The sequence below is a fragment of the Rhodococcus sp. M8 genome (genome assembly GCF_015654185.1).
GTDB classification, from domain to species: Bacteria; Actinomycetota; Actinomycetes; order Mycobacteriales; family Mycobacteriaceae; genus Rhodococcus; species Rhodococcus aetherivorans.
Map to the genome: position 1 here is coordinate 3,835,324 of NZ_CP064065.1, position 25,680 is coordinate 3,861,003.

A 25,680-nucleotide genomic window follows, 5' to 3' on the forward strand; every position below is an offset into this window, starting at 1 on the left:
CTGCGGCGCGTCGGGTGCGCGTTCCCGGGCCGCGAATGTTACTGGTCGGTAGAGTTTTCGGCTCGGTGACCGGCTCGGGGCGCGACTCCCGCCGGTTCCGGGAGTGGTCGTGCTCCTTTCGTTATCCGCACTCGGACGGATATGGTGCGTGCACTCAGGAACGTCTCTTCCGACCACTCCACCCGCAGCCGCACCTCCTCGACACCGAGCGGTGTGGCGCGGGTGTGGGTCGGCGGCGGAAACCGGGTGGAAAGTGAGCTGTGAAGATGAGTGACGAATCGCCACCTCGGCAGCGGTGGTGGAACATCGAAGGGTGGGGCCTTCGCTGGAAGGTGACCGCCGTTCTCGCCGTTCCCGTGACCGTGGCAATGGTGCTGGGCGGCCTGCGCGTGCAGCAGGAGCTCTCCAACGCCGTCCACTTCTCGTCCGCTGCCGACCAGGTGGCCGTCGTGCCCGACCTCGTCGACTTCGGTACCGCCTTCGGTACCGCCTCCGCGACGCTGGCCGCCGGCACCGGCATCACGAACGAGATCGAGAACCTCGACGCGACACTGGAACGCGTCCGGGCGGTGTCCCAGAATCCGGAGCTGGATCCGGTCATCGCCGCGGACCTCACCCGCACCGTGGCCGCCGCCGAGGCGCTGCGAGACCGTATCGCGGCCGGCAACATCCCGCTCCCCGAGCTCAACGAGCAGACCAATGCCATCCGCAAGGACCTGATCCGCATCGTCGAGGCGATCGTCGAGCCGATCGAGGATCCGTCCGTGCTCGCCGAGGGCACCCGGCTCGTCGACGCCTGGGCGTCGCAGCGCTACCTGTTCGATCAAGTGATGGGCATCGTGGCGATCCTGCGGGACCCGGACCAGCCGGGCACCACCCTGGTGTCCGCGTCCGGCTCCGAGCTCGCCATGCTCGAGACGCTCGCCCGGTCGTATCCGGCGTCCGACGCCCAGATCCAGGAGCTGCGCAACGGCGTCGCCGAGCGCACCGCGATGATCGACGCCGCCGGCGACGGGCCGCTGCCCATCCTGAACCTGCGCTCGTCGCTGCTGCAGAGCGTCGAGGTCTACGGCACCCTCATCGACGAGGCGTCCGACGCGATCAGCGAGACCGTTCTCGCCCGCGCCTCCGACACCCGCTCCGCCGCCCTCCGCGACACCGCGATCGTGCTCGGTGCCCTGCTCGCCGCGCTCGTCCTGGCGCTTCTCGTGTCGCGGTCGCTCGTCGGCCCGATCCGCCGCCTGCGCTACGGCGCTCTCAAGGTCGCCCGGCAGGAACTCCCCGACGCCATCGACCGCATCAAGGTGGGTGACAACGTCGAGGACATCGAGTTCACGCGGGTCCCGGTGCACACGACCGAGGAGGTCGGCCAGCTCGCCCGCGCCGTCGACGACATGCACGGGCAGGCCCTGCGCCTCGCCGGCGAGCAGGCCCACCTCCGCCTGCAGATCAACGACATGTTCGAGACCCTCGCCCGGCGCAGCAAGTCGCTCGTCGAGCAGCAGCTCGGCCTCATCGAACGACTCGAGTACGAGGAGAAGGATCCGGCCCGGCTCGAGAGCCTGTTCCGCCTCGACCACCTCGCGGCGCGCATGCGCCGTAACGGCGACAACCTGCTGATCCTCTCGGGCACCCGGATGCGGCGCGGCCACTCCGCGCCCGTACAGCTCGGTGACATCCTGCGTGCCGCGATGTCCGAGGTGGAGGACTACCAGCGCGTCCAGATCGGCTCGACGCCGGAAGGCGCACTCAGCGGCACGGTCGCCACGGACATCGTCCACCTGCTCGCCGAGCTCGTCGACAACTCGCTGCGGGCGTCCCCGCCGGACAGCACCGTGACGTTCAGCTTCGCACGGGCCGTCGACGGTGGCCTGCTCGTCGAGATCGCCGACCGCGGTATCGGGATCCCGGCCGAGGAACTCGACGCGATCAACGAGCGGCTTGCTCTCGGTGGCGAGGTCGGTCCCGACACCGCCCGCCACATGGGTCTGTTCGTGGTCTCGCGCCTCGCGGCGCGGCACGGCCTCACCGTGCGGCTGCGCCCGACGTTCGACACCGCACGCAACCCGGGCATCACCGCCAGCGTCCACATTCCCGACGTGCTCCTCGTCTCGCCGCTCGCCCTGTCGCAGACCGGGCCGCAGCCGCGCATGGGCGAGGACGGCCGTCCGGCCGAGGCCCTGGCTCCGCGGCCGCCGCGCGACGTCGCGGCCCCGGCCCTGCCGGAACGCACCCCCGCGCCGGAATCGCCGCTGCCGCAGCGCCAGCCGGCACCCGTTCCTCCGGAGCCATCCGCGGGTCTGCCGCAGCGCCAGCCGGGGACCACTCCGGGTCTGCCGCAGCGCCGCCCCGGCTCGACTCCCGGTCTGCCGCAGCGTCAGCCGGGTGTCATCCCGGGTCCTGCGCCGCGCCAGCCCACGCCGCTGTCGGAACTGCCCCGACGGCAACCCGGTCCGACGCCGGTCCTGCCGCCGCGCCGCTCGGAGACGGTCTCGTCTGCTCCTGCTCCCGCCGCGGCCGCTCCGGCCTCGCCCGAGTCGGCTCCGTCGTCCGCGGGCAGCGGTCTGCCGCAGCGCTGGCCGGGTGCCACGCCGGGCCTATCGCCGCAGCCGGCTCCGGCCACCGCGGGCAGCGGTCTGCCGCAGCGCCGGCCGGGTGCCACGCCGGGTCTGTCGCCGCAGCCGGCTCCGGCCACCGCGGGCAATGGTCTGCCGCAGCGCCGGCCGGGTGCCACGCCGGGCCTGTCGCCGCAGCCGTCCGCTGCTGTGCCGGGCAGCGGTGCGTCGGGGAACGGTGCGTCGGGGAACGGTGCGTCGGGCAGCGGTGCGTCGGGCAACGGTCTGCCGCAGCGCCGCCCCGGGAGCACTCCCGGGCTGCCGACGCCGCCGGCCGCCGCCGATTCCTCCCTGCCGCAGCAGCATTCCGAGCAGTCCGCAGACCCGGCCGCCGCGTCCGCCGGCCACGGCAGCGCAGCAGCCGACGGGCAGCCGGGCCGCGCCGCACGGCATCGGTACCGAACGAACCCGGCCAAGACGGCCGCGTTCTTCCAGCCGCGGCCCGACGTCAACACGCTGCGTCCGGGTGCCGGCACGCCGATCTTCGCCGACATGATGTCGAGCTGGCTCGTCGATCCGACGAGCCTGCCGGAGGACCGTCGGCCGGAGTGGAACTCGCGGGCGGACGTCGGTTGGAGGGCCGCCCAGGAGGCGGCGCAAGCCCCGGTGGAGCAACTCACCACCGCGGGTCTTCCGCGACGTGCACCCGGTCATAGGCTGGTGCCCGGTGCGGTCGCCTCCCCGGCGACCGGATCTGTGCCGGCTGTTCGGCGGCGCGACCCGGAGGCCATCCGGGCCAACCTGAGCCGTCACCAGCAAGGGGTTCGCAACGGGCGGGCCTCCGCGCACGCGTCCACCCAGACCGACGAACAGGGAGTTCGATGAACATTGACCATGGATCCGACGTAACTCGTCCTCTGGACTGGTTGGTGTCGAACTTCGCGCGCGAGGTTCCCGGCGTCTCCCACGCCGTGCTCGTGTCCGCGGACGGCCTCCTGATGGCGGCCAGCGCACACCTGCCTGTCGACCGTGCCGAGCAGCTCGCTGCCGTCACGTCCGGCCTGGCCAGCCTGTCCAACGGCGTGTCCCAGCTCTTCGAGGGCGGCGGAGTGCTCCAGTCCGTCGTGGAGATGCAGCACGGTTACCTGCTGCTGATGAGCGTGGGTGACGGCTCGCACCTTGCGACCCTGACCGCCTCGGAATGCGACATCGGACAGGTCGGTTACGAGATGGCACTCCTGGTCGATCGTGTGGGGGCGTCGGTCGAGGCCACTCCGCGCATCGGTCTGGGGTCCTGACGTCGAGGTGGCCATGGAAGAACGCAAGCCGGAGTCGCCGCCGGCCCAGCCCAGTCTGGTCCGGCCGTACTCACTGACTTCGGGACGGACCAGCCCCGCGGTCGAGCTGGCGTTGGAGGCACTGATCCAGGTCCTCCCGGGCACGGACGACCGTGCCCGGGACCTGGACAACATCAATGCCACGATCGTGGCTTTGTGCAGAGAGTCCCCGTCGGTCGCCGAGATCGCGGCGCGGGTGGGTGTGCCGATCGGGGTGGCGCGCGTACTCGTGGCGGATCTCGTCGAAGCCGGGCACGTACGGATCCTGGCCACCCTGAAAGACGATTCGAGCGACGCGGAGCGTCGTGAGCTGATTGAAAGGGTCCTCAGTGGACTTCGCGAACTCTAACTCCCCGAAGCGGGTGACCTCGACGAAGATCGTGATCGCCGGGGGCTTCGGTGTCGGCAAGACCACGTTGGTGGGGGCGGTCTCGGAGATCGTTCCGCTGCGCACCGAAGCGCTGGTCACCAACGCCAGCGACGGCGTCGACAACCTGAGCGCGACGCCGCAGAAGGCCACTACCACCGTCGCGATGGACTTCGGCCGGATCAGCCTCGCCGAGGATCTCGTGCTGTACCTGTTCGGTACGCCGGGGCAGCACCGGTTCTGGTTCATGTGGGACGACCTGATCCGAGGTGCGATCGGTGCCATCGTGCTCATCGACACCCGGCGTCTGGACGAGAGTTTCGCGGCGGTCGACTTCTTCGAGGCCCGGAACCTGCCGTTCATCGTCGCGATCAACGAATTCGACGACGCCCCGCGGTACCCGACCGAGGACATCCGTCAGGCCCTCGCGGTCTCGGCGGACGTGCCGATCGTCTCGATCGACGCTCGGCAGCGCGAGTCCGCCAAGTCGGCGCTCGTGACGGTCACCGAGTACGCGCTGCGCAAGCTGCATCAGCCGGTAGCGCCCTGATGGACACGCACGTGCACCTGTTCGGCATGGGCACGTGGGTGATCGTCCTGGCGTACGCGACGTCGGCGATCGGGTTGCTCGTGGGACTGGCCAGTGCCCGCAAGTCGTTGTCCGCCGGTTCGGAACGGGCGCGGCTGTACTGGCTGATGCGAGCCGCGCTCTCGACCGGGGGCGTCGGGGTGTGGCTGGCGCACTTCCTGCCGATGGCGGGTTTCACGGTGGACGGCAGCATCATCCGATACGACCTGCTCGGCATCGTCTTCTCGATGGCGGTGGCGCTGGTGTCCGCCTTCGTCGCCATGGTGGTCGTGCAGCCGAAGCGGGTGTCGCGCCGGGCCCGGCCGTCGCGCGGTGCCGTGGCGGCACGGCTGCTGGGCGGGTCGCTGGTCCTCGGCGCCGGGATCGCCGGCGTGCACTACTCGATCATGTGGGCGATGGAACTGCAGGGCACCGTCGCATACGACCTGACCTACGTGGCGGCGTCCGTGGTGGCGGCCTGCCTCACCGCGGTGGTGGTCCTGTGGCTGGTCACGGTCGCCGACAGCAGGTGGATGCGGATCGGCGGCAGCATCTTCGCCGGCGCGGCGGTGATCGGCGTGCACTTCCTCGCGATGGCGGCGGTGCAGGTGACGGTGGATCCGGCGACCGCGGCCCCGTCGGGGGTCGAGGTGTTCGCCGTCCTCTTCCCGGTGTTCGTGCTCGGCATGCTGATCCTGACGGTCCCGATCATGGCGTTGCTCATGGCTCCCGACCGGGTGGCGGCCGCACTGGAGGCCGAGGCCGAGGCGTGGGCGCAGCAGCACAGCCCGGCCGATCCCCGGCGTCCGGCCACCTGAGCGCACGGGGGCGGGACCTGCCCCTGTTCGAATTACATCGATGCGATACGCTCCGATCGCTGTCGAGGGGGCGAAGTCGCAGCCCGTATCGATTCGGTGTGGCGCGCCACCGCACGAGTGCGGACCGACTTCCGCGTGCCACGCTCAGAAGGTCACGATGTCGCACGAAATGCACCACTTCTCCATGGGGATGTGGGTGTTCTTCCTCGCCTATGCCACCTCCGTCGTCGGATCGTTCGTCGGGCTCTCCTGCGCCCGCCAGGCGCTGATCGCCCCGACCGGCCGCGGCCACCGCCGCTGGATGGCCATGGCCGCCCTGTCCGTCGGCGGTGTGGCCGTCTGGCTCATGCACTTCATCGGGATGATGGGCTTCGACGTCCCGGGTACCGCGGTCCGTTACGCGCTGGGACCGACCGTCTTCTCCGTCGCGCTGTCGGTGGCCGCCACCTGGTTCGGGCTCTGGCTCGTGAGCTCCCGCGCCGCGTGGGTGAACCGCGTCCCGTCTCTCGTCCGCCTGTTCGTCGGCGGTGTCGGGATGGGCCTGGCGGTCAGCCTCATGCACTACAGCGGCATGTGGGCCATCCGGATCCAGGGCTCGCTCGAGCACGACACGGCGTTCGTCGTGGCCTCGGTGGCCATCGGTGTCGTCGCGGCCACGGTCGCCCTGTGGCTCGCGCAGGCCGCGGACCGGTGGACGCTCCGGGTGCCGGCCGCCCTGCTCATGGGCTGCGCGGTCGTCGCGCTGCACTACACCGGCATGGCCGGTGTGCGCGTCCAGGTCGACCCGACCGTCCCGCTGCCGGCGGGCCAGACCGTCACCGCCCTGCTGTTCCCCTCCTTCGTGCTCGGCATCGTCGTTCTCACCGTGCCCATCGCGGCGCTGCTGCTCGCGCCCAGCCGGAGGGATCTGGCACTGGAACAGGAGTTCGCCCGCTGGACCACCGACGACGACGGCACCGACTCGTCGCGGACCGTTCCGGCGCGATCGTGACGCGAATTCCGGGCGACGTGCAGGGTCGGTCGAGCGGAATCGCCGCATCGGTCGGTGTGCGAGCTGACCTGCACCTATAGACTCGTGTGGTTGCGAGACGCGCGCCGGGCGGAAGCCCGCGGCGTTCGAGCCGAGTAGAAGAAGGAGCTCATGACCGACACCACGTTGCCGCCGGAGGGGCCGGGGCACGACCGCATCGAGCCCGTCGACATCCAGCAGGAGATGCAGAGCAGCTACATCGATTACGCGATGAGCGTGATCGTGGGCCGCGCCCTGCCCGATGTGCGGGACGGTCTCAAGCCGGTGCACCGCCGCGTCCTGTACGCAATGTACGACAACGGGTTCCGCCCGGACCGCGGCTACGTGAAGTCGGCACGTGCCGTCGCCGAGACGATGGGCAACTACCATCCGCACGGCGACGCCTCGATCTACGACACGCTCGTGCGACTCGCGCAGCCGTGGTCGATGCGCTACCCGCTCGTGGACGGCCAGGGCAACTTCGGTTCCCGCGGCAACGACGGTGCGGCCGCGATGCGGTACACCGAGTGCCGGCTCACGCCGCTCGCGATGGAGATGCTGCGGGAGATCGACCACGAGACGGTCGATTTCCAGCCGAACTACGACGGCCGCACGCTCGAGCCGGTGGTTCTCCCCAGCCGTATCCCCAACCTGTTGATCAACGGTTCCGGCGGCATCGCGGTGGGCATGGCCACCAACATCCCGCCGCACAACCTCCGTGAGGTGGCCGAGGCGATCTACTGGGCGCTCGAGAACTACGAGGCCGACGAGGAAGCCACCCTGGCGGCCGTCATGGAGCGCATCAAGGGGCCGGACTTCCCGACGGCGGGCCTGATCGTCGGCGGCCAGGGCATCAAGGACGCGTACACCACGGGCCGCGGCTCGGTGCGGATGCGCGGTGTCGTGGAGATCGAGGAGGACGCCCGGGGGAAGACCTCCATCGTCATCACCGAACTGCCGTATCAGGTCAACCCGGACAACCTGATCACCTCGATCGCCGAGCAGGTCCGGGACGGCAAGATCGCCGGCATCTCCGACATCCACGACGAGTCGTCGGACCGTGTGGGCATGCGCATCGTCGTCACCGTCCGCCGTGACGCCGTGGCGAAGGTCGTCCTCAACAACCTCTACAAGCACACGCAGCTGCAGACCGGCTTCGGCTGCAACATGCTCTCGATCGTCGACGGCGTGCCGCGCACCCTGCGGCTCGACCAGATGATCCGGTTGTACGTCAACCATCAGGTCGAGGTCATCGTCCGCCGGACGCGGTACCTGCTGCGCAAGGCGGAGGAGCGGGCCCACATCCTGCGCGGACTCGTCAAGGCGCTCGACGCGCTCGACGAGGTCATCGCGCTGATCCGCGCCTCGGCGACGGTGGAGGACGCGCGCACCGGCCTGATCGGACTGCTCGACGTCGACGAGATCCAGGCCGACGCGATCCTGGCTATGCAGCTGCGCCGCCTCGCCGCCCTGGAACGCCAGAAGATCGTCGACGAACTCGCCGAGATCGAGCGCGAGATCGACGACCTCAAGGACATCCTCGCCAAGCCCGAGCGCCAGCGCGCGATCGTGCGGGACGAGCTGAAGGAGATCGTCGACAAGTACGGCGACGACCGTCGCACCCGCATCGTCGCGGCCGACGGCGACGTCTCCGACGAGGACCTCATCGCCCGCGAGGACGTGGTCGTCACCATCACCGAGACCGGCTACGCCAAGCGCACCAAGACCGACCTGTACCGGTCCCAGAAGCGTGGCGGCAAGGGCGTCAAGGGTGCCGACCTCAAGCAGGACGACATCGTCAAGCACTTCTTCGTGACGTCCACGCACGACTGGCTGCTGTTCTTCACCACCAAGGGCCGGGTGTACCGGGCGAAGGCCTACGAGCTGCCGGAGGCCAACCGCACCGCGCGCGGCCAGCACGTGGCCAACCTGCTGGCCTTCCAGCCGGACGAGCGGATCCAGGGCGTCATCCGGCTCAAGTCCTACGAGGACGCCCCGTATCTGGTGCTCGCGACCCGCAACGGCCTGGTCAAGAAGTCGCGCCTGTCGGACTTCGACTCCAACCGGTCCGGCGGCATCGTCGCGATCAACCTGCGCGGCGACGACGAACTGGTCGGCGCGGTGCTGTGCTCGTCGGACGACGACCTGTTGCTGGTGTCCGCGAAGGGACAGTCGATCCGGTTCGCGGCGAGCGACGAGGCGCTGCGGCCGATGGGCCGGGCGACCTCCGGTGTGCAGGGCATGCGGTTCAACGAGGACGATGCCCTGCTCTCCCTCAATGTGGTCCGCGAGGGCACGTACCTGCTGGTCGCGACGTCCGGCGGGTACGCCAAGCGCACCCCGATCGAGGACTACATGGCGCAGGGCCGCGGCGGCAAGGGCGTGCTGACCATCCAGTACGACCGCAAGCGTGGCACTCTGGTCGGAGCGCTCATCGTGGACGACGACGACGAGCTGTACGCGATCACCTCGGGCGGTGGCGTCATCCGGACCCCCGCGAAGCAGGTGCGCAAGGCCGGCCGACAGACGAAGGGTGTGCGGTTGATGAACCTGGGGGAGGGGGACACGTTGCTGGCGATCGCACGCAACGCCGACGAGCCCGAGGAGAGCGCCGTACTCGAAGCGAAGGAGTCGTAAGTGAGCACTCCCCAGGGACCGAACGGGGCCGAGCAGGGGCCGCCCGCTCAGCCGCCGAAGGGACAGAACGGACGAGAGGTGCCCGGGAAGCAGGCTCCCGAGGTGAAGCCGGAGGGCGCTGCGGGGCCGTCGGACGCGCCGGGTGCCGCCCGGAATCCCGCCGCGGGAGCGAACCCGGGCGCGCCGGCCGACGGCGCGGCGAAGCAGGGTCCCGCCACGCCGGAGAGCGGGACGTCGCCGGCGGGGCGTCCCGGGCAGCAACGGCCGGGTGGCCCCCCCACGCCGCCGTGGCAGCGCGGGAGTCAGCAGGAGGCGCCGCAGAACGTGCCGCAGACGAATCTGGCCCGCCCGGGTCAGATGTCGTCCTCGACCGGGCGTCCCGCGGTGCCCACCTCGGGCGGCGCTGTGGGTGACAAGACCGCCACGCGGCCCGGGGGTGACAAGACCGCCCCGCGGCCCGGCGCGGCCCCGACCGGATCGGCGCAGCCCGCAGGACAGCAGCCGGGCCCGGCGAAGCCGGCGGCGGCTCGCCCCGGCGTGAATCCGGCCGGCGGCCGGTCCGGTGCCGCGACGCCGCCGACCCGTCCGGTGGTCACCGGCACGGCGGCCGCCTCGATGAACGCGCCCACGACGGGGATGCCGGGTGCGGACCGGTCGGCGGCCAAGACGAAGGCGGCCGTCATCGACGGCCCGACGCGGCACATCGAACGCAAGGACCTGGCGAAGGACCTGCCGGACCTGTCGACGGTGAAGCATCCGCTGCCGTCCGCGCCGGCCGAGGAATCCGCGGCTGCGCAACCGGCTGCCGTGGTGGCGGCCGCGGCCCGGGTCCCGGGTGAGCCGCTGCGGGCGACCGTGCAGCTGCGCCGCATCGATCCGTGGTCGATGCTGAAGATCTCCTCGGTGATCTCCGTCTCGTTGTTCTTCGTGTGGATGGTCGCCGTGGGTCTGCTGTACGGCGTGCTCGCGGGCATGGGCGTGTGGGAACGGCTCAACAGCGCCTTCACCGACATGGTGTCTGACACCGGTGGGGGTGGCCTCATCACCGCCGGCCAGGTCTTCGGGTACGCGACGGTGATCGGTCTGGTCAACACGATCCTGCTGACCGCTCTGGCCACCCTGGGGGCGTTCATCTACAACCTGTGCACCGACCTCGTCGGGGGCGTGCAGGTCACCCTCGCAGACCCGGACTGAGCTGGGAAAACGTGACCCCGCCGAGCCGATTTTGGACTTCGCGGCTCGGTGGGGTAGTGTTCCAACTCGGTTCGAGGGCCTATAGCTCAGGCGGTTAGAGCGCTTCGCTGATAACGAAGAGGTCGGAGGTTCAAGTCCTCCTAGGCCCACTCCCCGTGCCGAAAGGGCAGCGAGCATGAAGGTTCTTCTCACTGTGGGAACCGTGGTGCTGGTGGCCGTCGGACTCGCTCGGATGTTGCGGAGCGAGGACGAATGGCACGAGGTCACCGGCCGCTGAGGCGGCAGACGGGGCCTTAGCTCAGTTGGTAGAGCGCTGCCTTTGCAAGGCAGATGTCAGGAGTTCGAATCTCCTAGGCTCCACAACGCACACTCGAATATCGACGACAGGCCCGGACATCACGGATGTCCGGGCCTGTGGTCGTGCCCGGTCACTTCTCCTCGGCGAGCTCGTCGAGGACCGCCGAGAGCCGGCGCATCGCGGCCAGTGCGCCGGCCAAGACTTCCTCGCCCACGGCGTCGGCCAGGCGACGGGCGAAGGCGGCATGCGCCGGATCGATCCCGGACACCGCCTCGCGTCCCGCCGGGGTCGGCGCGACGAGCTTGGCGCGCCGGTGGGCCGGGTTGGGCAGGTACTCGGCGAGGCCTCGCTCGACCAGCAGGTCGGCGATCCGCTGCACGCTCTGGCGGGTGATCCCCATCGCGCGGGCGATGCCGGCGACCGGCAGGGGTTCGCGCAGCACGGCACCGAGGACCTGCCACCACGCCGCGGTGAGCCCGGCCGGACGCGCGAGGGATTCGGCGACCTCGAGGAACTGTCCGTTGAGCCGGAACGACGTCAGAGCGAGGCCGCTGAGCAGTTCCTGTTCCGGGCGCTCGCTCATCCGGCCATGAGTTCGTAGAAGCCGGCGGGGTCGCGTCGGCCGTAGAGCTTGAACCAGGATTCGAGGACGTGCGGCTCGAACACCTCAAGGCATTCGAGGATCGCGCGGGCGAACTCGACCGGGGCGGTGGCACTCGCGGTGATCAGATTCCGGTCGGTGACGGCCGGTTCGTCGCGGTAGAGATTCCCGCCCGCGTAGCCCACACTCGCCAGGAACTCGGCGGCGTTGCTCGTGTGCGCGCGATCGTCGAGCAGGCCGGCGAGGGCGAGCCCGCCCGTGGCCCCGCAGATCGCGGCCACCGGGACCCCGGCCTCGAGGAAGTCGCGCGCCCGTTCGGCGAAGGGGGTGAACTGCTCGGTGTTCCAGATGTCGTTGCCCGCCAGGACGAGCATCGCGCTGTTCTCCGGCCGCACCTCGTCCAGGGTGGTGTCGGGGAGAATGCGGATTCCGCCCATGGTGGTGACGGGTTCGCGCGTGGCGCCGACGGTGGCGACGGCGTAGCGGCCGGGGTGCTTGTGCCAGAGGGGCTTGTTGATGTGGGCGATCGCATGACCGACCTCCCAGTCGGCGAAGGTGTCGTACACGGCGACATGCACTGTCTCAGTCATGACAATATGCTGTCGATTTGACAGTCTATTGTCAATAGGGGCATCCGAAAGATCTCAGCCCGTTTCACGTGAAACGTCGATGAGCTCGAGCAGATCGCGGACCGCCCGGCGGACCTCCTCCAGGTTCCGGCCGGATTCGATGAGCTCGGTGCCCTTGTGGACCACGGCGCCGACCAGTTCGGCGGCCAGTTCCGGATGCGTGGTCCCGTGCTCACGCAGGGCCTCGACGAGGGGGAGCACGAGCTCGCGGTGCAGCGTCTGCATGCGTTCGTCGGTGAAGGCCTGCGGCGTGACCGTGGCGAGCGCTCCGACGAGCGCGTGCTCGCCCTCGGCGACGAGCCGGAGGTTGGCGTCGACGTACGCGAGTACCCGGCCGGCCGGATCGCCGGCCTCGTCCATGGCGGCGATCACCTTCGCGTTCCAGCGCGGGAACATGTCCTCGACGACCGCGCGCAGCAGATCCTCCCGCGACCGGAAGTAGTGGTAGACGCTGGAGCGGGCGAGCCCGGCCCGGGCCGCGACCTCGCCCAGGCTCGGCGGGCGCTCCGGCGACTCGGTCAACAGTGCGTGAGCCGCATCGAGGAGTGCCCGTAGTTGGGTTGCGCGATGCTCGGCGACGGTAGCCGCAGAGATCTTCGGCACGGGCCCTCCTCGTGCGGTCAGCCGCGGGCGTGCAGCCTGCCGTCCACCATCTCCAGGATGCGGTCGCAGTGCTCCAGCACGTCGTGGTCGTGGGTGACCATGATGCCAGCCACCCCCGCATCGTGGGTTTCCCGGGCAAGCAACTCGACCACCTCATGGCTGCGGGTGCGGTCGAGGGCGGCGGTCGGTTCGTCGACGAGCAGCAGCGCCGGCCGCGAGACGAGGGCCCGGGCGATGCCGACCCGCTGGCGTTCGCCGCCGGAGAGCTGTCCGGGTCGCCGGTCGGCGCGATGGCTCATCCCGACCGCCCCGAGCAGCTCGTCCGGATCACGTCCGGGGCGACCGGTGATCTTCGGGACCAGCCGGAGCTGGTCGCGGGCGGTCAGGGCGGGAACGAGGTTCCCGGACTGGAAGACGAAGCCCACCCGCTCTCGCCGCAGCCGGGTCAGCGCCCGATCCGGCAGGGCGGAGACGTCGATCCCCGCCAGCGTGACGACACCCGTGGTGGGGCGGGTGAGACCGCCGGCGACGGCCAGCAGACTCGACTTGCCGGCGCCCGAGGGTCCGACGATCGCGACGAGCTCACCGGCGGCGACGTGCAGGTTCACGTCGTCCAGTGCCACGACGGTGTTGTCGCCGTCGCCGAAGCGGAGGGTGACGCCGGACAGGGCCAGGCCGGTGGTGGGGATGGTCGAGGTGGTCATCGGTTCTCTCCGAGTGCGGTGAGGGGATCGACGCGGGTGACGCGGACGACGGCAACGGCCGCGCCCAGCAGTCCCAGCAGGACCAGGATCGCGGCGCCGGACGCGACGGGGCCGGTCTCGAGCGCGAACGGCATGCCGCTGCCCTCGAGGCCCGACCCGAGGCCGAGGCCGAGGAGGACTCCGACGGTCACCGACGCGAGGAGCACGACCGTCGCCTGTGCCAGGCCGTCGCGCAGGAGGAAACCCGTGGAGGCGCCCATGGCCCGCAGCACGGCCAGTTCCCGGGAGCGCTGGACGGTCCAGATGCTGAAGAAGGCGCCGACGACGAGGGCGGAGATCGCGTACAGGAAGCCCTTGATGAGGGACATCGTCATCATCTCGGCGGAGTAGCCGGGGGAGGCGTCGAAGGATTCCTCGAGGGTCTTGGCGGCGGTGCCGGCGGCGGCATCGCCCGCGGCGAGGTCGGGCAGCCGGTCGTCGACACCCCGGACGGCGACGACGCTCGCCTCGGTGTAGACGCGCGGATCGGGTAGCTCGCCGGCCCGCGTTCCGGCGTGGATCGCCTGCCAGGTTCGCAGCGGCAGGAAGGCGACGTCGACGTGGCCGAAGGTGCGCTTGTCGGCGGTGAAGCCGGCGACCGTGAGTTCGGTGCCGAGGCGCTCGAGGACGATGGTGTCGCCGACGGCGATGCCCGCCTCGCGCACGGTGTCGCTGACCAGGATGTCGGTGTCGCCGGTGAGGGGACGCCCCTCGGCGGGCGCCGGTTCGAGGAACGAGCCGGGTTCGACGCCGAAGAGGGTGAGGTCGACCGGTGTGCCGGACGCGGTCCGGGCGTTGACGATGGCGTTGCCGAGCAGCGCGGCGTCGGCGACGTCCGGCCGGGCGCGCCACGCGGCGGCCTGGTCCTCGGTGACGACGGATCGCGAGAACGCCGAGTCGGTGCGGGTGCCCTCGGCGAAGGCGAAGGCCTGGACCGGGGTGCGCTGGAGGGCCGAGACGCCGTCTGCCACAAGGCCGGAGGACAGGCCGGACAGGATGACCATCAGCACCCCCACCAGGGCTACGACGGTTCCCATGAGGAGGAAGCGGGTGCGCGCGAACCATAGTTCGCGCAGCGCGAGGAACATACGGGCTCCTGAGGAAGATTTTATCGACGGACGGTCGACATCTTATCGACAATGTGTCGGCAAGTTCTGTGAGGCCGGTTACTACTTCCGGTAGTAGGAGGCGCGTATCCTGGCTGCATGTCTGCCGAGAAGGACTTCGCCGCACGCGTGCGCGGCGCCTTCGTCGGCGGCATGTCGGGGGCGGTGAGTATCGCCGCCCATGCGCTCGCCGGCGGGGCCGCGCCGGGACAGGCATCCGCGGTGCTGCTGCTCGCCGCCGCGGCCGCGGTGGGTCTGCTCGCCGCGGGCACGCGCCTGCCGATCGTCGGCGTGCTGGCCGCCGGGCAGGTGGTGGGCCACGGCGTCCTCTCCCTCGACACGGGACACGTCCACGTCCCCGGCGCGGGCATGCTGGCCGCCCACACGGCCGCGATCGTCGTCGCGGCGCTGCTCGTCCGCGGCGCCGAACACGGCTGCCGCGTCGGGCTCACCGCGGTGCGGCGCGCGAGTGTGCCGCCGTTCGCGCCGGCGCCCGTCGCCGTTCCCGGCTGGACGCCCGTCGCACACCATCCCCGGGTGCGGCGCGGCCTGCTCGTCGCCGCAGGTCTCGGCACCCGAGGTCCTCCCCTCACGGTCTGATCCCAGCCCACCTCACGGTCACCGCTACGCGGGACCGCGCGCACGCGTGCGCACCCGGACCGATTTCGGAGAACCTCATGAAGAAGACCCTGTTCCTCGCTGCCGCCGCGGCCGCGACCCTGTTCGCCGCCGGATGCTCGTCCGACGAGCCGGCCGCCGCCTCCGCGGACTCGCTCACCGTCTCCTCGGCGTGGGCGAAGGCCGCCGAATCCGGCATGACCGGTGCTTTCGCCGAGCTCGAGAACACCGGCGACTCCGACATCCACATCGTCTCCGCCGCCAGCCCCAGCTCGGCCCGCACCGAGATCCACGAGATGGCGGCCGGCGACGGCGGCGCCATGGTGATGCGCGAAAAGGAGGACGGCCTGGTCATTCCCGCGCACAGCACCCACTCCCTCGCGCCCGGCAACGACCACCTGATGCTGATGGACCTCGTCGAGCCCGTCCTGCCCGGCACCGAGGTGACCTTCGAGCTGACCTTCGAGGACGGCTCGACCACCGAGTTCACCGCGCAGGTCCGCGACTTCTCCGGCGCACGGGAGAACTACCAGCCGAGCGCCGGCATGGGGGCGAACCACGGTGGCTGAGCTGAGCCGGCGGCGCCTCCTCGGGGGCGGCGCCGCCGTCCTCGGCGTCGCGGGCATCGGCGCGGCCGGGATCGGGACGGGCCTCGGCTATGCCGCCACGCGGGAGCCCGAGCCCACCGGCGGGCGCACCGTCGCCTTCCACGGCGTGCACCAGGCCGGCATCGACACCGAACCGCAGGCCTTCGCCGCGTTCGTCGCCCTGGATCTGCGCCCGGGCCTCGACCGGCGGGCGCTCGTCGGGATCATGAAGGTGTGGGCCGAGGACGGCCGCCGGCTCACCGAGGGCAGCCCTGCCCTCGGCGACACCGAGCCCGAACTCGCCCACGATCCCGCGCGGCTGACCGTGACCGTCGGATTCGGTCCCGCCGTGTTCGACGCGGCCGGCCTCGCGGCGCAGCGGCCCGAGTGGCTGCGGCCGCTGCCCGCGTTCTCGATCGATCGCCTCGAGGAGCGCTGGTCGGGCGGTGATCTGCTGGTGCAGGTCTGCGCCGACGACCCGGTCACCGTCTCGCACGCGACCCGCACCCTCGCCAAGAGCGTGCGGTCGCTGGCCACCGTGCGCTGGGTCCAGCGCGGGTTCCGCAACGCGGCGGGCACCAAGCCCGCCGGCACCACGATGCGCAACCTCATGGGCCAGGTCGACGGCACGGTCAACCCGGCCGCGGGAAGCACGGACTTCGACCGGCAGGTGTGGAATCCCGGCACCCCGGCCTGGCTGGCCGGGGGCACGTCCGTGGTGGTGCGGCGTATCCGCATGGAACTCGACACGTGGGACGAGCTGGACCGGCCGGCCCGTGAACTCGCCGTAGGCCGGGACCTGGCCTCGGGGGCGCCGTTGACCGGCAACCGGGAGCACGACGATCCGGACTTCGCCGCCACCGACGTGCACGGCATTCCGGTGATCCCCCCGGAATCGCACGTCGCGCGGGCGCGGCCCCGGAACGCGAACGAGCGGTTCCTGCGGCGCGGCTACAACTACGACGACCCGGACGGCGCCGGGCTGCTGTTCGCGTCGTACCAGGCCGACGTGGACGCCCAGTTCGTTCCGGTGCAGCAGCGGCTCGCCGAGCACGACGCGCTGAACCCGTGGATCACGCCGATCGGGTCGGCGGTGTTCGCCGTCCCACCCGGATTCGGCCCCGGCGGATACCCGGGGGACACCCTGCTCGAGGGCTGACGGGCAGCGCTCCCGGCCGGGATCTGCTCGACGATCCCGGCCGGGGGTCCGTCGTACCTACAGTTTGTATGGTTCCCGTCACGCCCCGCCGAAATGGCGCTACCGTCGAGATGGACACGCGTCCATCCGGGCGAGGGAAGGCGGGCACGCTCATGACCACAGCACTGCCGGAACGTCAGGGCTTCGGAACGCTGCGCGCGGGAGGTCTGCACTGGGACGCCTTCCCGCTGCGGCTGTTCGCGAAGGGTAACGCGAAGTTCTGGGATCCGCTCGAGCTGGACTTCAGCCGGGACGCGGCCGACTGGAACGAGCTCAACAGCGAACAGCACCGCAGCGCCACCTATCTCGTCGCGCAGTTCGTGGCCGGCGAGGAGGCCGTCACACAGGACATCCAGCCGTTCCTACGGGCGATGGCCGCCGAGGGCCGGCTCGGCGACGAGATGTACCTGACCCAGTTCTGCTTCGAGGAGGCCAAGCACACCCAGGTCTTCCGCCTGTGGATGGACGCGGTGGGCCTGACCGCGGACCTGCACTCCTACGTCGCGGACAATCCGTACTACCGGCAGCTGTTCTACGAGGAACTGCCCCATTCGTTGCGCGTCCTCGAGACCGATCCGAGTCCTGCCAATCAGGTCCGCGCCAGCGTCACCTACAACCACGTCATCGAGGGCAGTCTCGCCCTCACCGGGTACTACGCCTGGCAGAAGGTGTGCACGAAACGCGGAATCCTGCCCGGCATGCAGGAACTCGTACGCCGGATCGGCGACGACGAACGCCGGCACATGGCGTGGGGCACGTTCACCTGCCGCCGCCACGTCGCAGCCGACGACTCGAACTGGGATGTCGTGCAGCAGCGCATGGGGGAGTTGCTGCCGCTGGCGCTCGGCATGATCCAGTGGGTCAACGACCAGTTCGAGGAGCAGCCCTTCGGCCTCGACCCCGACGAGTTCGTCGCCTACGCGGCCGACCGGGCCCAGCGGCGCCTCGGGGCCATCGAATCCGCGCGCGGCCGGCCAGTCGAGGAGATCGACCTCGACTACAGCCCCGAGGTGCTCGAGGACAAGTTCGGCGCGGAGGACGCCGCGGAGCTGAACTCGCTCACGGAGGGCTGAACTCCGCGGTAGTAACAATCCGAACGGTCAGAGCAGCGCGACGGCCGCGAAGGCCAGCAGCAGGATCACTGCCACCACGGCCCCGATCGCCGAGTAGTTCCTGCTCGGCCGCGTGGTGACGGTGGTGACCGTCGTCCCGAAGGCCTCGTCGGCGCTGCTGTCATCGGACCGGGTGTCGCCGGACCGGGGGTCGGAGGCGGTCGTCGCCGGGACGGGTGCGGGGCTCCCCGGTGCGCCGGCCGCCCTGTCTCGTTCCGCGGCCGCCTCGGCCCTCGCTCGTTCGGCCGCTTCGAGTTCCCGGATCCGTGGGATGCCACCGGTGAGGACGTCGGTGACGTCGTACGACGGTGGCAGTCCGATCCGCGCCTTGACCACGCGCGCGGGCGTGAAACCCGCCGCCAGGATGGCGGCACCGAGGGCGGCGGTCTGCTCGGGGCCGGGGCCGACGAGAGTGCGCACGCCGAGTTTCGCGGCGAGGCTGTCCGCGATGGACTGCACATGCGAGCGGTCGCGCGCGACGAACCCGTCGCCCATCACCACCACGGCGTCGAGGTTGTGCGAAAGCCAGCCGAACGCGCCGAGCGCGGTGGCCAGCTGGGCCGCGGGAGACGGGGCGCTCTTGGCGGCGAAGCGGAACGCCTTGCCGGCCGACACACCGGAGCGCACGAGATTGACGGTCGAGCCGCCGTCGTCGACGTGGAAGATGCCGACGAGTTGTCCGGGGGTCTCCGAGATTTCCGACGCGTACCAGGTGGCCGCGGCCTCGGCGTCCGAGACGAGGGCGATGTGCCGCAGATCCGCGTAGTCGAGCGCGGCCCGCAGCGCGGCCACCGTGGACTGGTCCCACCGCGACGGGTAGGTGGCGGTGACAGCGGGCAGACCCCCGTCGGGCCCGCCGTCCGGCGGCAGCGGCTGGCACTCGTGCAACAGGCAGGCGATCGCCGTGGCCATCGAGTCCTCGGCCCGGTAGATACGCCCGTCACTGGCGGTGACGCCGGCGGGATCTCCGACGCGGCCGAGGAAGCCCGACAGGTAGCGGGCCTCGCCGGCGGGATGCGGGGCGCCGCCGAGGACGGTGGTGCCGTCGGAATCGATGTGCAGGACGGTGTCACGGGCTATGACGACGGGATCGGGGCTGCCGGGGTCGTTGGAGGCGAGCACCGCGGTGGACACCACGCTCCCGATCCGGAGACCGACTCCCACAGCCATGTCACACCTCCCGTAGACAACGATCGGCGTACATCTTGCTACCGACTCGGCCACGTCCGGGGAAGCCGCGCCGTAGGACCGCGCGGGAGATTGCCGTGCCCACTAGGATCCGCGCGTGACGTAAGCACAGCCCGTATGCCCCTGCGGTTACCAGGCCGATCACCCGGTGGTCGTTCGAGCTGTTGCTGCGGGAGCCGGACTGGTTGCGGGAGCCGCTCGGCCCGGATGTGGATCCGGGCATGCGGTGGCTGCCCTTCGGCACGTTCTGGCAGGTCACGCTCGACATGGTGTTCTCGCCGACGTCCCGTCCGGGTTCGGCCACGCCTACGGGCCGGAGGCCGCGCAGTTGTGGGCGGACATCCTCGCCCCCGACGGCTGGGACGACGCGGTCACCCACCGGGTGCAGAACGCCCTGTCCGCCCAGCCCGGCGACGAGTGACGCCGCTCCGTCGCCGTGGCACCGTCAGGTTCTCGGCCGGAACGCCCGCCGGGGCGGGAACGCCTGCCGGGCGTGGGTCAGCAGGAACACGCTGATCACGATCACCCACGCAGGGAAGACGAGCGTGAGCCACAGCGCCTCGGTCACCGCGAACAGCAGGACCAGGGCGAGCAGGTACGTGGGTAGGACCAGCCATCGGGGCATGAGTCCGGTGCGCAGCCAGATGGTGGCCAGCGAGATCATGAAGACCGCGGCCATGCGGATCGAATAGACGTTGCTGATCTGCAGGATCAGCGCGTGCGCGAAGGCGGCGGATTCCTGGGCGGGCACCGCCTCCGCCCGGTCCGCCAGGAGCAGCCCGCCGGCGCTGGCCATCGTGACGAGAATCAGCGCCAGGAACAACAGGCCGCTACCGACGAAGACCGTCGAGAAGAACTGGTCCTCGAGGTCTCCCAGCCGGTGCCGGAGCGCACCGATGAACCACAGGAACGCGATGCAGGCGAACTGGGCCAGCGTCAGCGCCACGGTGAGCCGTGAGCGGCCGGCGTCCAGCCACTCGGTGCTGCCGAAGGGATCGGCGGGGATCGCCTGACGGATCAGGACGATGCTCGTCGCGAACAGGACGGCGAACACGATCCCGACGACGGCGGCGGTGTGCGGTGTGGTCAGTCGGTGCAGTTGCGGTTCGCTGCGCTCCCCGGTCATGACCGGATTGTCCCCGACCAGCGGCGATGCCCGGGGGCGAACGACGGACCGCGGTGCGAATCGGGGTTCGCGAGCCCCCGGATCACGTACTTACGCGCCGGTAAGTTAGGTGTTACAGTGCGTACCGCTTGTGTCGTCCGACACACGGACAGCTACCTGTGAAGGGACCATGGGGATGGGGATCACCAGACGGTGGATCGGCGCTGCGGCGACGGCCGCGGCACTGACAGGAGCGATGCTTGCCACGCCGGCGACGGCGAGCGCGGATGCGAACTTCTACGATCCTCCGCTCGACCTGGTCGGAGCCTCCGGCGACGTCCTCCGCAGCGGGCCGTCCGACCTCTCCATTCGCGTCCCGTCGCCGCAGGGCGTGTTCCCCGCGCAGGGCACCCGGCTGCTGTACCGCAGCCTCGACGCCACCGGCGAACCCAGCGCCGTCGGCGGCACCTACCTCGAGCCGTCGCTGCCGTGGAACGGGCCGGGGCCGCGACCGCTCGTCGCCATCGCGCCGGGCACCCAGGGCCAGGGCGACCAGTGTGCCCCGTCCAAGCAGCTGAACTCGCTCGTGTCCTACACCCCGCCGCTCGACCTGTTCACCGAGTACGAACTGCTCTCGATCAACACCATGCTGCTGCAGGGCATCGCCGTCGTCGTCACCGACTACGACGGGCTCGGCACACCGGGGCACCACACGTACGTCAACCGGCTCGCCGAGGCGCACGCGGTGCTGGATGCGGTCCGGGCGGCGCAGAGCCTGCCCGCCACGTCCATCACCCCCGACGGTCCTGTCGGTCTGTGGGGGTACTCCCAGGGCGGCGGTGCCGTGGCTGCGGCCGCAGAACTGCAGCCGACCTACGCGCCCGAGCTGAACGTCGTGGGGGCCTATGCCGGCGCGCCGCCCGCGGACCTCGAGGCCACGCTCAGCCAGGTCGACGGAACGGCGCTCACCGGCGTGATCGGCTACACGATCAACGGCCTCGGCGAGGCCTACCCCGAGCTCCGGGATCTCATCGACGCCGAGGTCAACGACCGTGGACGCGAGATGCTGCATTCGGTGGCGAACCAGTGCGCGCCGGAGACGATCTTCCGTTACGGCTTCCAGCGCACGAGCGACTACACCCGTACGGGTGAGCCGCTGAGCGTGGTCGTCGATCGGTTGCCGGAGGCGAAGGAAGCCATCGCCGCGCAGCGGATCGGACGTCTGCAGCCGTCGGTGCCGGTACTCGTGCAGCACGGGACGATGGACGACATCGTGCCCTACGGACAGGGTCGCCAGCTCGCGGCGGACTGGTGCGCCCTCGGCGCCACCGTCCAGTTCTCCCCGAACACCACCCCGCCCGTCCTGCCGGGCCTGGCCGTCAATCACGCGCTTCCTATGGTCGCGGGGATGCCCGAGGCGGTCGCCTACCTGAACGACCGGTTCGCGAATCGGCCCGCCCCGTCCAACTGCGGCGCCTTCTGACCCACGACGGCGTCGGATCCGCCGCAAGGGGCGGTCAGCCGCGACAGCGATTGCTGTCGCGGCTGACCGGAGCCCGCGCGGCCGGCGGCCCGTTCACACCACCGGATGGTCGGCGCCGAGGAATCTGCGGGCGAGGTTCTGCTCCACCGACGGCCCGGGCGACCATTCGGCGATCCACGGGCCCGTACCCTCGCTGGGATCGATCACGCCCTTCTCCAGCCAGGTGTAGCGTCCGTCGAGGACGTCGGCCGTGAGCTGCCGGTCGGCATCGTCGGTGTGCGTCCACAACGCGGCGAACAGCGAGTCCACGCGGAGCTTCGCCTGGAGGCAGAAGACGTCGGCGAGTTCGTAGGCCGCGTCCGTATCGGGGTGGCCGTCGGTGTGGTACATCTGCGCCCGCACGCAACTCGCCGACATGGCGAACAGCTCCGCGCCGATATCGACGAGCCGCCCCAGGAAATTCTGCCGCTTCTCCAGACCGCCCTGCCACCGGGCCATGCCGTAGAACGTGGACCGAGCGAGCTTGCGTGAACACCGCTCCACGTAGCGCAGATGGTGTGCCAGGGGACCGAATTCGCCGTACGAGGTGGGTAGCTGGCCCCTGCCCGCCACCAACTGGGGCAGCCACTTGGCGTAGAAGCCGCTCGCCTTGGCGGCGGCCCGGGCCTTCGTGTCCAGAGTGGCTTTCGGATCCGCCAGCTCACCAGCCACCCGCAGGTGGGCGTCGACGGCTTCGCGGGCGACGAAGAGCCGCATGATCTCGCTCGAGCCCTCGAAGATCCGGTTGATCCGCAGGTCCCGCAGGAGCTGCTCGGCGGGCACCATCCGCTCACCCCGGGCCGCGAGCGACGCCGCCGTCTCGTAGCCGCGTCCCCCTCGGATCTGCATCAACTCGTCGGCGATCTCGCAGGCCACCTCGCTGGACCACAGCTTGGCCAGGGCCGCCTCGATGCGGATGTCGTTGCGGTCCTCGTCGCACATCTGGCCGGTCAGTTCCACCACGGCCTCGAGGGCGAACGTGGTGGCGGCGATGTATCCGATCTTGCCGGCGATCGCATCGTGCCGGCCCACCGGCCGACCCCACTGGACGCGGGTGCCGGACCATTCCCGGGCGATCTTGAGCGCCCACTTGCCGGCACCGGCGCACATCGACGGGATCGCGAGCCGGCCGGCGTTGAGGGTGGTCAGGGCGATCTTCAGGCCGTCGCCCTCGCGGCCGATGAGGTTCTCCTTCGGCACCCGCACCTTGTACAGCCGGGTGAGGCCGTTCTCGATCCCCTTCAGACCCAGGAACGAGTTGCGGCGTTCGACGGTGATGCCCGGGGTGTTCGCCTCGACGACGAACGCCGAGATGCCACCGCGGTGGCCCTCGCTGCGCGGCACCCGCGCCATCACCACCAGCAGTTCGGCGACCACTCCGTTGGTGGTCCACAGCTTCAAGCCGTCGAGTTCGTACGCGTCGCCGTTCTCCACCGGCACCGCCGTCGAGGCGAGACGGGCGGGATCGGAACCCACGTCGGGTTCGGTCAGCAGGAAGGCCGAGATCGCCCCCCGCGCACACCGCGGGAGGAAAGCGCGCTTCTGTTCGGGTGTCCCGGCCAGCTTCAAGGGTTCGGGCACTCCGATGGACTGATGCGCCGACAACAGGACGCCCAGGCTCGGGTGGGCGCTGGCCACGAGCATCAGCGCGCGGTTGTAGGCCACCTGCGACAGTCCCAGGCCGCCGTACTCCTGGGAGATCTTCATGCCGAAGCAGCCGAGCTCGACCAATCCGGCGACGTATTCGTCGGGGATCCGGGCCTCGCGCTCGATGCGGCTGCCGTCCACACCCTCGCAGAAGCGGCGAAGCTCTGCCAGGAACCCTTCGGTACGGGCCTCCTCGTCGGGGGTGGGCCGCGGGAACGGATGGATGAGGTCGAGGGTCAGACGTCCGAGAAACAACTCCTTTGCGAACGACGGCTTGTGCCAGGTGGTCTCGCGGGACTCCTCTGCGAGCGCGCGCGACTGTTCCTCGCTGGCGTGTACCTGTTGTGCCATGTGATGCCTCCCCGATAGGACTGCTACCGGCGAGTATCCACCTGTTCTGTGATGCACATCACGCGATTCGGCGGATCGGTACCCATGAGTAACCGACGGCGCGGGGTGGGGCGGATCACGGTCCGACGGGGCTGCCGGCGCGACAGAGCCCCCACCCGCGTCCGTAGGCTGGACATGTCATCGACGACGTACCCGAGCACCTCCACCTTCCCGCTCGCGCGGACCACCGCTGGAGGCCGACATGGAATTCCTCGCGTCCGTACCCGTTGTGCTGCTGCTGACCGTCCTGATCTATGTCGTGGCCGGCCGGATCGTCGACCTGGAAGTGCGCGTCACCGAACGACAACTGCAGAAGGAAGGGCAGGCCGCGATCGACGCGACCTGCCCCGGATCCGATTCCGTCCCGTGACCCCGGGCGGAACTCAGTCCTGCTTCTTCGGGCCCCCCGCGGGACCGGCCGACGGCTTCGGCTTCGCCGCGGTTCCCTTGCTGCCGGCGGCCTCGCTCTTCGGCTCGGCGGCCGGCTTCGGAGCCGTTTCCTCCTTGGCCGCGTGCTTTCCGGCCGGGGGCGCCTCGGCCGTCCCCTTCGGGACGGTGGTGGGCTCGGCCTTCGGCGTCGCGGCTGCCGTCGGGGTCGCCTTCGGCGTCGGCGCGGGCACCGCGGGGGCAGCCGTCCCGCCCTCGGCCCGAGGTGCGGCCTTCCCCGGCGCGGCCGATTCGGGCTTCGGGACCACGGCCTCGGGCGTCGCGGCCGGCCCGGGCTTCGCCTCGGGTGCGCCAGCCTCCGGCTTCGGTGCGGCAGCCTCCGGCTTCGGTGTGGCAGCCTCCGGCTTCGGTGTGGCAGCCTCCGGTGTCGCGACGGGCCCGGGCTCGGGGGTGACCGGCTCGATCCGCGGCGGCTCCGGCGCGACAGGCGGATGATCCCCGAGACGGCTGCGGTAGAACACCACTCCGCCGGCGGCGACGACGCCGAGCGCGCCGACCGTCACCAGGATCCTGCGGCCCCGCCCGCGGGGTGCTGCCTCGATCGTCGCCGCGGCTCGCGCGCGGCGGCACTCTCGGCTTCCGGCCATGTTCCGGGCGAGGTCGAGACCCTTGCGGGCGACCAGCAGGCCGGTGAAGAGCGGCCCCCGCGCGAGGGCCGTAGCGCCCTGCCCTGCGAGCTTCAGGTAGCCACCGGCGCCCTCGGACTTCTTCGGGGGGCGCACGAGTTCGCTGCCGCCGCCGGACCCGATCTTGGTTCTGGACTCGCTCACACTCGTCATGTACCCACTTTTGCACAGCGGACCCCCGCGGCCGGGGTTCGCGAGACGGACCGCCCCGGTGTCGCAGACCCGGATGGCACGATGGAGGGGTGACTTCACCTCAAAAGACCGCAACCGCGACTCTGCACACCAACCGCGGCGACATCGTGATCTCGCTCTTCGGCAACCACGCTCCGAAGACGGTCGAGAACTTCGTCGGCCTCGCGAACGGCACCAAGGAGTACAAGACTCAGAACGCCAAGGGGGAGACCAGTGGCCCGTTCTACGACGGTGCGGTTTTCCACCGCGTCATCGACGGCTTCATGATCCAGGGCGGCGACCCGACCGGCACCGGTCGTGGCGGCCCGGGCTACCAGTTCGCCGACGAGTTCCACCCCGAGCTGCAGTTCGACCGCAGCTACCTGCTGGCCATGGCCAACGCCGGCCCGGGCACCAACGGTTCGCAGTTCTTCATCACCGTCGGGCCGACCCCCCACCTGAACCGACGCCACACCATCTTCGGTGAGGTCGCCGACGAGGCGTCGAAGAAGGTCGTCGACGCGATCGCCACGACGGCGACGGACCGCGCGGACCGCCCGGTCGAGCCCGTCGTCATCGAGAGCATCACCATCTCCTGAATCTC

General features: G+C 70.6%; 24 protein-coding genes, 2 tRNA genes and 1 pseudogene. 18 read left to right on the forward strand and 9 right to left on the reverse strand.

The genetic code is table 11. The features are described from left to right. The first annotated feature begins 266 nt into the window (after window positions 1-266). From ISO16_RS17350 to ISO16_RS17395, 10 genes are all read left to right on the forward strand, one after another. Entirely contained in the window at window positions 267-3,440 is a 3,174-nt protein-coding gene (locus tag ISO16_RS17350; RefSeq protein ID WP_195886167.1) for an ATP-binding protein, read from the forward strand. Then, window positions 3,437-3,853 (forward strand): roadblock/LC7 domain-containing protein, encoded by a 417-nt coding sequence (locus ISO16_RS17355; protein WP_006934478.1) that lies wholly within the window; start codon window positions 3,437-3,439, stop codon window positions 3,851-3,853. Before ISO16_RS17350 ends, ISO16_RS17355 begins: the two co-directional genes overlap by 4 nt. Window positions 3,854-3,866: 13 nt before the next feature. Next, a complete protein-coding gene (locus ISO16_RS17360) occupies window positions 3,867-4,241 on the forward strand; it encodes a DUF742 domain-containing protein (protein ID WP_006934479.1) in 375 nt (124 codons plus the stop codon). Between the two features lie 13 nt (window positions 4,242-4,254). Further along, a complete protein-coding gene (locus ISO16_RS17365; RefSeq protein ID WP_006934480.1) occupies window positions 4,255-4,809 on the forward strand; it encodes a GTP-binding protein in 555 nt (184 codons plus the stop codon). After that, window positions 4,809-5,645 carry an MHYT domain-containing protein gene (locus ISO16_RS17370; RefSeq protein ID WP_006934481.1) on the forward strand — a complete coding sequence of 279 codons (837 nt, stop codon included), beginning with the start codon at window positions 4,809-4,811 and terminating at the stop codon, window positions 5,643-5,645. Before ISO16_RS17365 ends, ISO16_RS17370 begins: the two co-directional genes overlap by 1 nt. A gap of 157 nt (window positions 5,646-5,802) precedes the next feature. Further along, window positions 5,803-6,636, forward strand: coding sequence for an MHYT domain-containing protein (locus ISO16_RS17375; RefSeq protein WP_006934482.1), 834 nt, complete (start codon window positions 5,803-5,805; stop codon window positions 6,634-6,636). Between the two features lie 150 nt (window positions 6,637-6,786). Further along, window positions 6,787-9,291, forward strand: coding sequence for a DNA gyrase subunit A (gene gyrA / locus ISO16_RS17380; protein WP_006934483.1), 2,505 nt, complete (start codon window positions 6,787-6,789; stop codon window positions 9,289-9,291). After that, window positions 9,292-10,485: a DUF3566 domain-containing protein gene (locus ISO16_RS17385; RefSeq protein WP_072633812.1), complete on the forward strand. Its 1,194-nt coding sequence runs from the start codon at window positions 9,292-9,294 to the stop codon at window positions 10,483-10,485. A 75-nt stretch (window positions 10,486-10,560) separates the two neighbouring features. After that, a tRNA-Ile gene (locus ISO16_RS17390) sits at window positions 10,561-10,634 on the forward strand. 138 nt (window positions 10,635-10,772) lie between these two features. Further along, window positions 10,773-10,845 (forward strand) — tRNA-Ala (locus ISO16_RS17395). Between the two features lie 68 nt (window positions 10,846-10,913). Here ISO16_RS17395 and ISO16_RS17400 read toward each other — a convergent pair. The 5 genes from ISO16_RS17400 to ISO16_RS17420 are packed head-to-tail and all read right to left on the reverse strand — an operon-like array spanning window position 10,914 to window position 14,447. Further along, window positions 10,914-11,366 carry a MarR family winged helix-turn-helix transcriptional regulator gene (locus ISO16_RS17400; protein ID WP_006934485.1) on the reverse strand — a complete coding sequence of 151 codons (453 nt, stop codon included), beginning with the start codon at window positions 11,364-11,366 and terminating at the stop codon, window positions 10,914-10,916. Beyond that, complete coding sequence (locus ISO16_RS17405) at window positions 11,363-11,974, reverse strand: type 1 glutamine amidotransferase family protein (RefSeq protein ID WP_072633813.1); 612 nt, start codon at window positions 11,972-11,974, stop codon at window positions 11,363-11,365. The genes ISO16_RS17400 and ISO16_RS17405 overlap by 4 nt, the downstream gene beginning before the upstream one ends. Before the next feature lie 54 nt (window positions 11,975-12,028). Continuing rightward, window positions 12,029-12,616 carry a TetR/AcrR family transcriptional regulator gene (locus ISO16_RS17410; protein ID WP_006934487.1) on the reverse strand — a complete coding sequence of 196 codons (588 nt, stop codon included), beginning with the start codon at window positions 12,614-12,616 and terminating at the stop codon, window positions 12,029-12,031. Window positions 12,617-12,633: 17 nt separating this feature from the next. After that, window positions 12,634-13,320: an ABC transporter ATP-binding protein gene (locus ISO16_RS17415; RefSeq protein ID WP_006934488.1), complete on the reverse strand. Its 687-nt coding sequence runs from the start codon at window positions 13,318-13,320 to the stop codon at window positions 12,634-12,636. Continuing rightward, the gene (locus tag ISO16_RS17420; protein ID WP_072633814.1) at window positions 13,317-14,447 is read right to left on the reverse strand and encodes an FtsX-like permease family protein; all 1,131 of its coding nucleotides are present in this window, start codon (window positions 14,445-14,447) and stop codon (window positions 13,317-13,319) included. The genes ISO16_RS17415 and ISO16_RS17420 overlap by 4 nt, the downstream gene beginning before the upstream one ends. A 117-nt stretch (window positions 14,448-14,564) precedes the next feature. On the opposite strand from ISO16_RS17420, the gene ISO16_RS17425 reads away from it, so the two are divergent. The 4 genes from ISO16_RS17425 to ISO16_RS17440 all read left to right on the forward strand — a co-directional run bounded on the left by ISO16_RS17425 (window position 14,565) and on the right by ISO16_RS17440 (window position 17,941). Then, window positions 14,565-15,065, forward strand: coding sequence for a hypothetical protein (locus ISO16_RS17425; RefSeq protein ID WP_006934492.1), 501 nt, complete (start codon window positions 14,565-14,567; stop codon window positions 15,063-15,065). Window positions 15,066-15,142: 77 nt separating this feature from the next. Beyond that, window positions 15,143-15,652 carry a copper chaperone PCu(A)C gene (locus ISO16_RS17430; protein ID WP_006934494.1) on the forward strand — a complete coding sequence of 170 codons (510 nt, stop codon included), beginning with the start codon at window positions 15,143-15,145 and terminating at the stop codon, window positions 15,650-15,652. After that, window positions 15,645-16,829 (forward strand): Dyp-type peroxidase, encoded by a 1,185-nt coding sequence (locus tag ISO16_RS17435; protein ID WP_006934496.1) that lies wholly within the window; start codon window positions 15,645-15,647, stop codon window positions 16,827-16,829. The genes ISO16_RS17430 and ISO16_RS17435 overlap by 8 nt, the downstream gene beginning before the upstream one ends. Window positions 16,830-16,981: 152 nt before the next feature. After that, entirely contained in the window at window positions 16,982-17,941 is a 960-nt protein-coding gene (locus ISO16_RS17440) for a R2-like ligand-binding oxidase (RefSeq protein WP_006934498.1), read from the forward strand. A gap of 27 nt (window positions 17,942-17,968) precedes the next feature. Here the strand turns inward: ISO16_RS17440 and ISO16_RS17445 are convergent, their stop codons facing one another. Then, window positions 17,969-19,150 (reverse strand): hypothetical protein, encoded by a 1,182-nt coding sequence (locus ISO16_RS17445; RefSeq protein ID WP_072633815.1) that lies wholly within the window; start codon window positions 19,148-19,150, stop codon window positions 17,969-17,971. Between the two features lie 155 nt (window positions 19,151-19,305). Here ISO16_RS17445 and ISO16_RS17450 point away from each other — a divergent pair. Further along, a pseudogene (locus ISO16_RS17450) lies at window positions 19,306-19,589 on the forward strand (alpha/beta-hydrolase family protein); the annotation flags it as partial. Window positions 19,590-19,613: 24 nt separating this feature from the next. On the opposite strand, the gene ISO16_RS17455 reads toward ISO16_RS17450, so the two are convergent. Beyond that, window positions 19,614-20,294, reverse strand: coding sequence for a hypothetical protein (locus ISO16_RS17455; RefSeq protein WP_043799086.1), 681 nt, complete (start codon window positions 20,292-20,294; stop codon window positions 19,614-19,616). 169 nt (window positions 20,295-20,463) lie between these two features. Between ISO16_RS17455 and ISO16_RS17460 the strand changes: the two genes are divergently transcribed. Beyond that, window positions 20,464-21,756 (forward strand): lipase family protein, encoded by a 1,293-nt coding sequence (locus ISO16_RS17460; protein ID WP_170914004.1) that lies wholly within the window; start codon window positions 20,464-20,466, stop codon window positions 21,754-21,756. A 93-nt stretch (window positions 21,757-21,849) separates the two neighbouring features. Here ISO16_RS17460 and ISO16_RS17465 read toward each other — a convergent pair whose 3' ends face one another. After that, window positions 21,850-23,793 carry an acyl-CoA dehydrogenase family protein gene (locus ISO16_RS17465; protein WP_072633817.1) on the reverse strand — a complete coding sequence of 648 codons (1,944 nt, stop codon included), beginning with the start codon at window positions 23,791-23,793 and terminating at the stop codon, window positions 21,850-21,852. A gap of 241 nt (window positions 23,794-24,034) precedes the next feature. Here ISO16_RS17465 and ISO16_RS17470 point away from each other — a divergent pair, with 241 nt between their 5' ends. Continuing rightward, entirely contained in the window at window positions 24,035-24,202 is a 168-nt protein-coding gene (locus tag ISO16_RS17470; protein WP_164528058.1) for a hypothetical protein, read from the forward strand. A gap of 13 nt (window positions 24,203-24,215) precedes the next feature. On the opposite strand, the gene ISO16_RS17475 is transcribed toward ISO16_RS17470, so the two are convergent. Further along, complete coding sequence (locus ISO16_RS17475) at window positions 24,216-25,058, reverse strand: alginate biosynthesis protein AlgP (protein WP_230304377.1); 843 nt, start codon at window positions 25,056-25,058, stop codon at window positions 24,216-24,218. A gap of 89 nt (window positions 25,059-25,147) precedes the next feature. Between ISO16_RS17475 and ISO16_RS17480 the strand changes: the two genes are divergently transcribed. After that, complete coding sequence (locus tag ISO16_RS17480) at window positions 25,148-25,675, forward strand: peptidylprolyl isomerase (RefSeq protein ID WP_006942206.1); 528 nt, start codon at window positions 25,148-25,150, stop codon at window positions 25,673-25,675. Window positions 25,676-25,680: the final 5 nt, after the last annotated feature.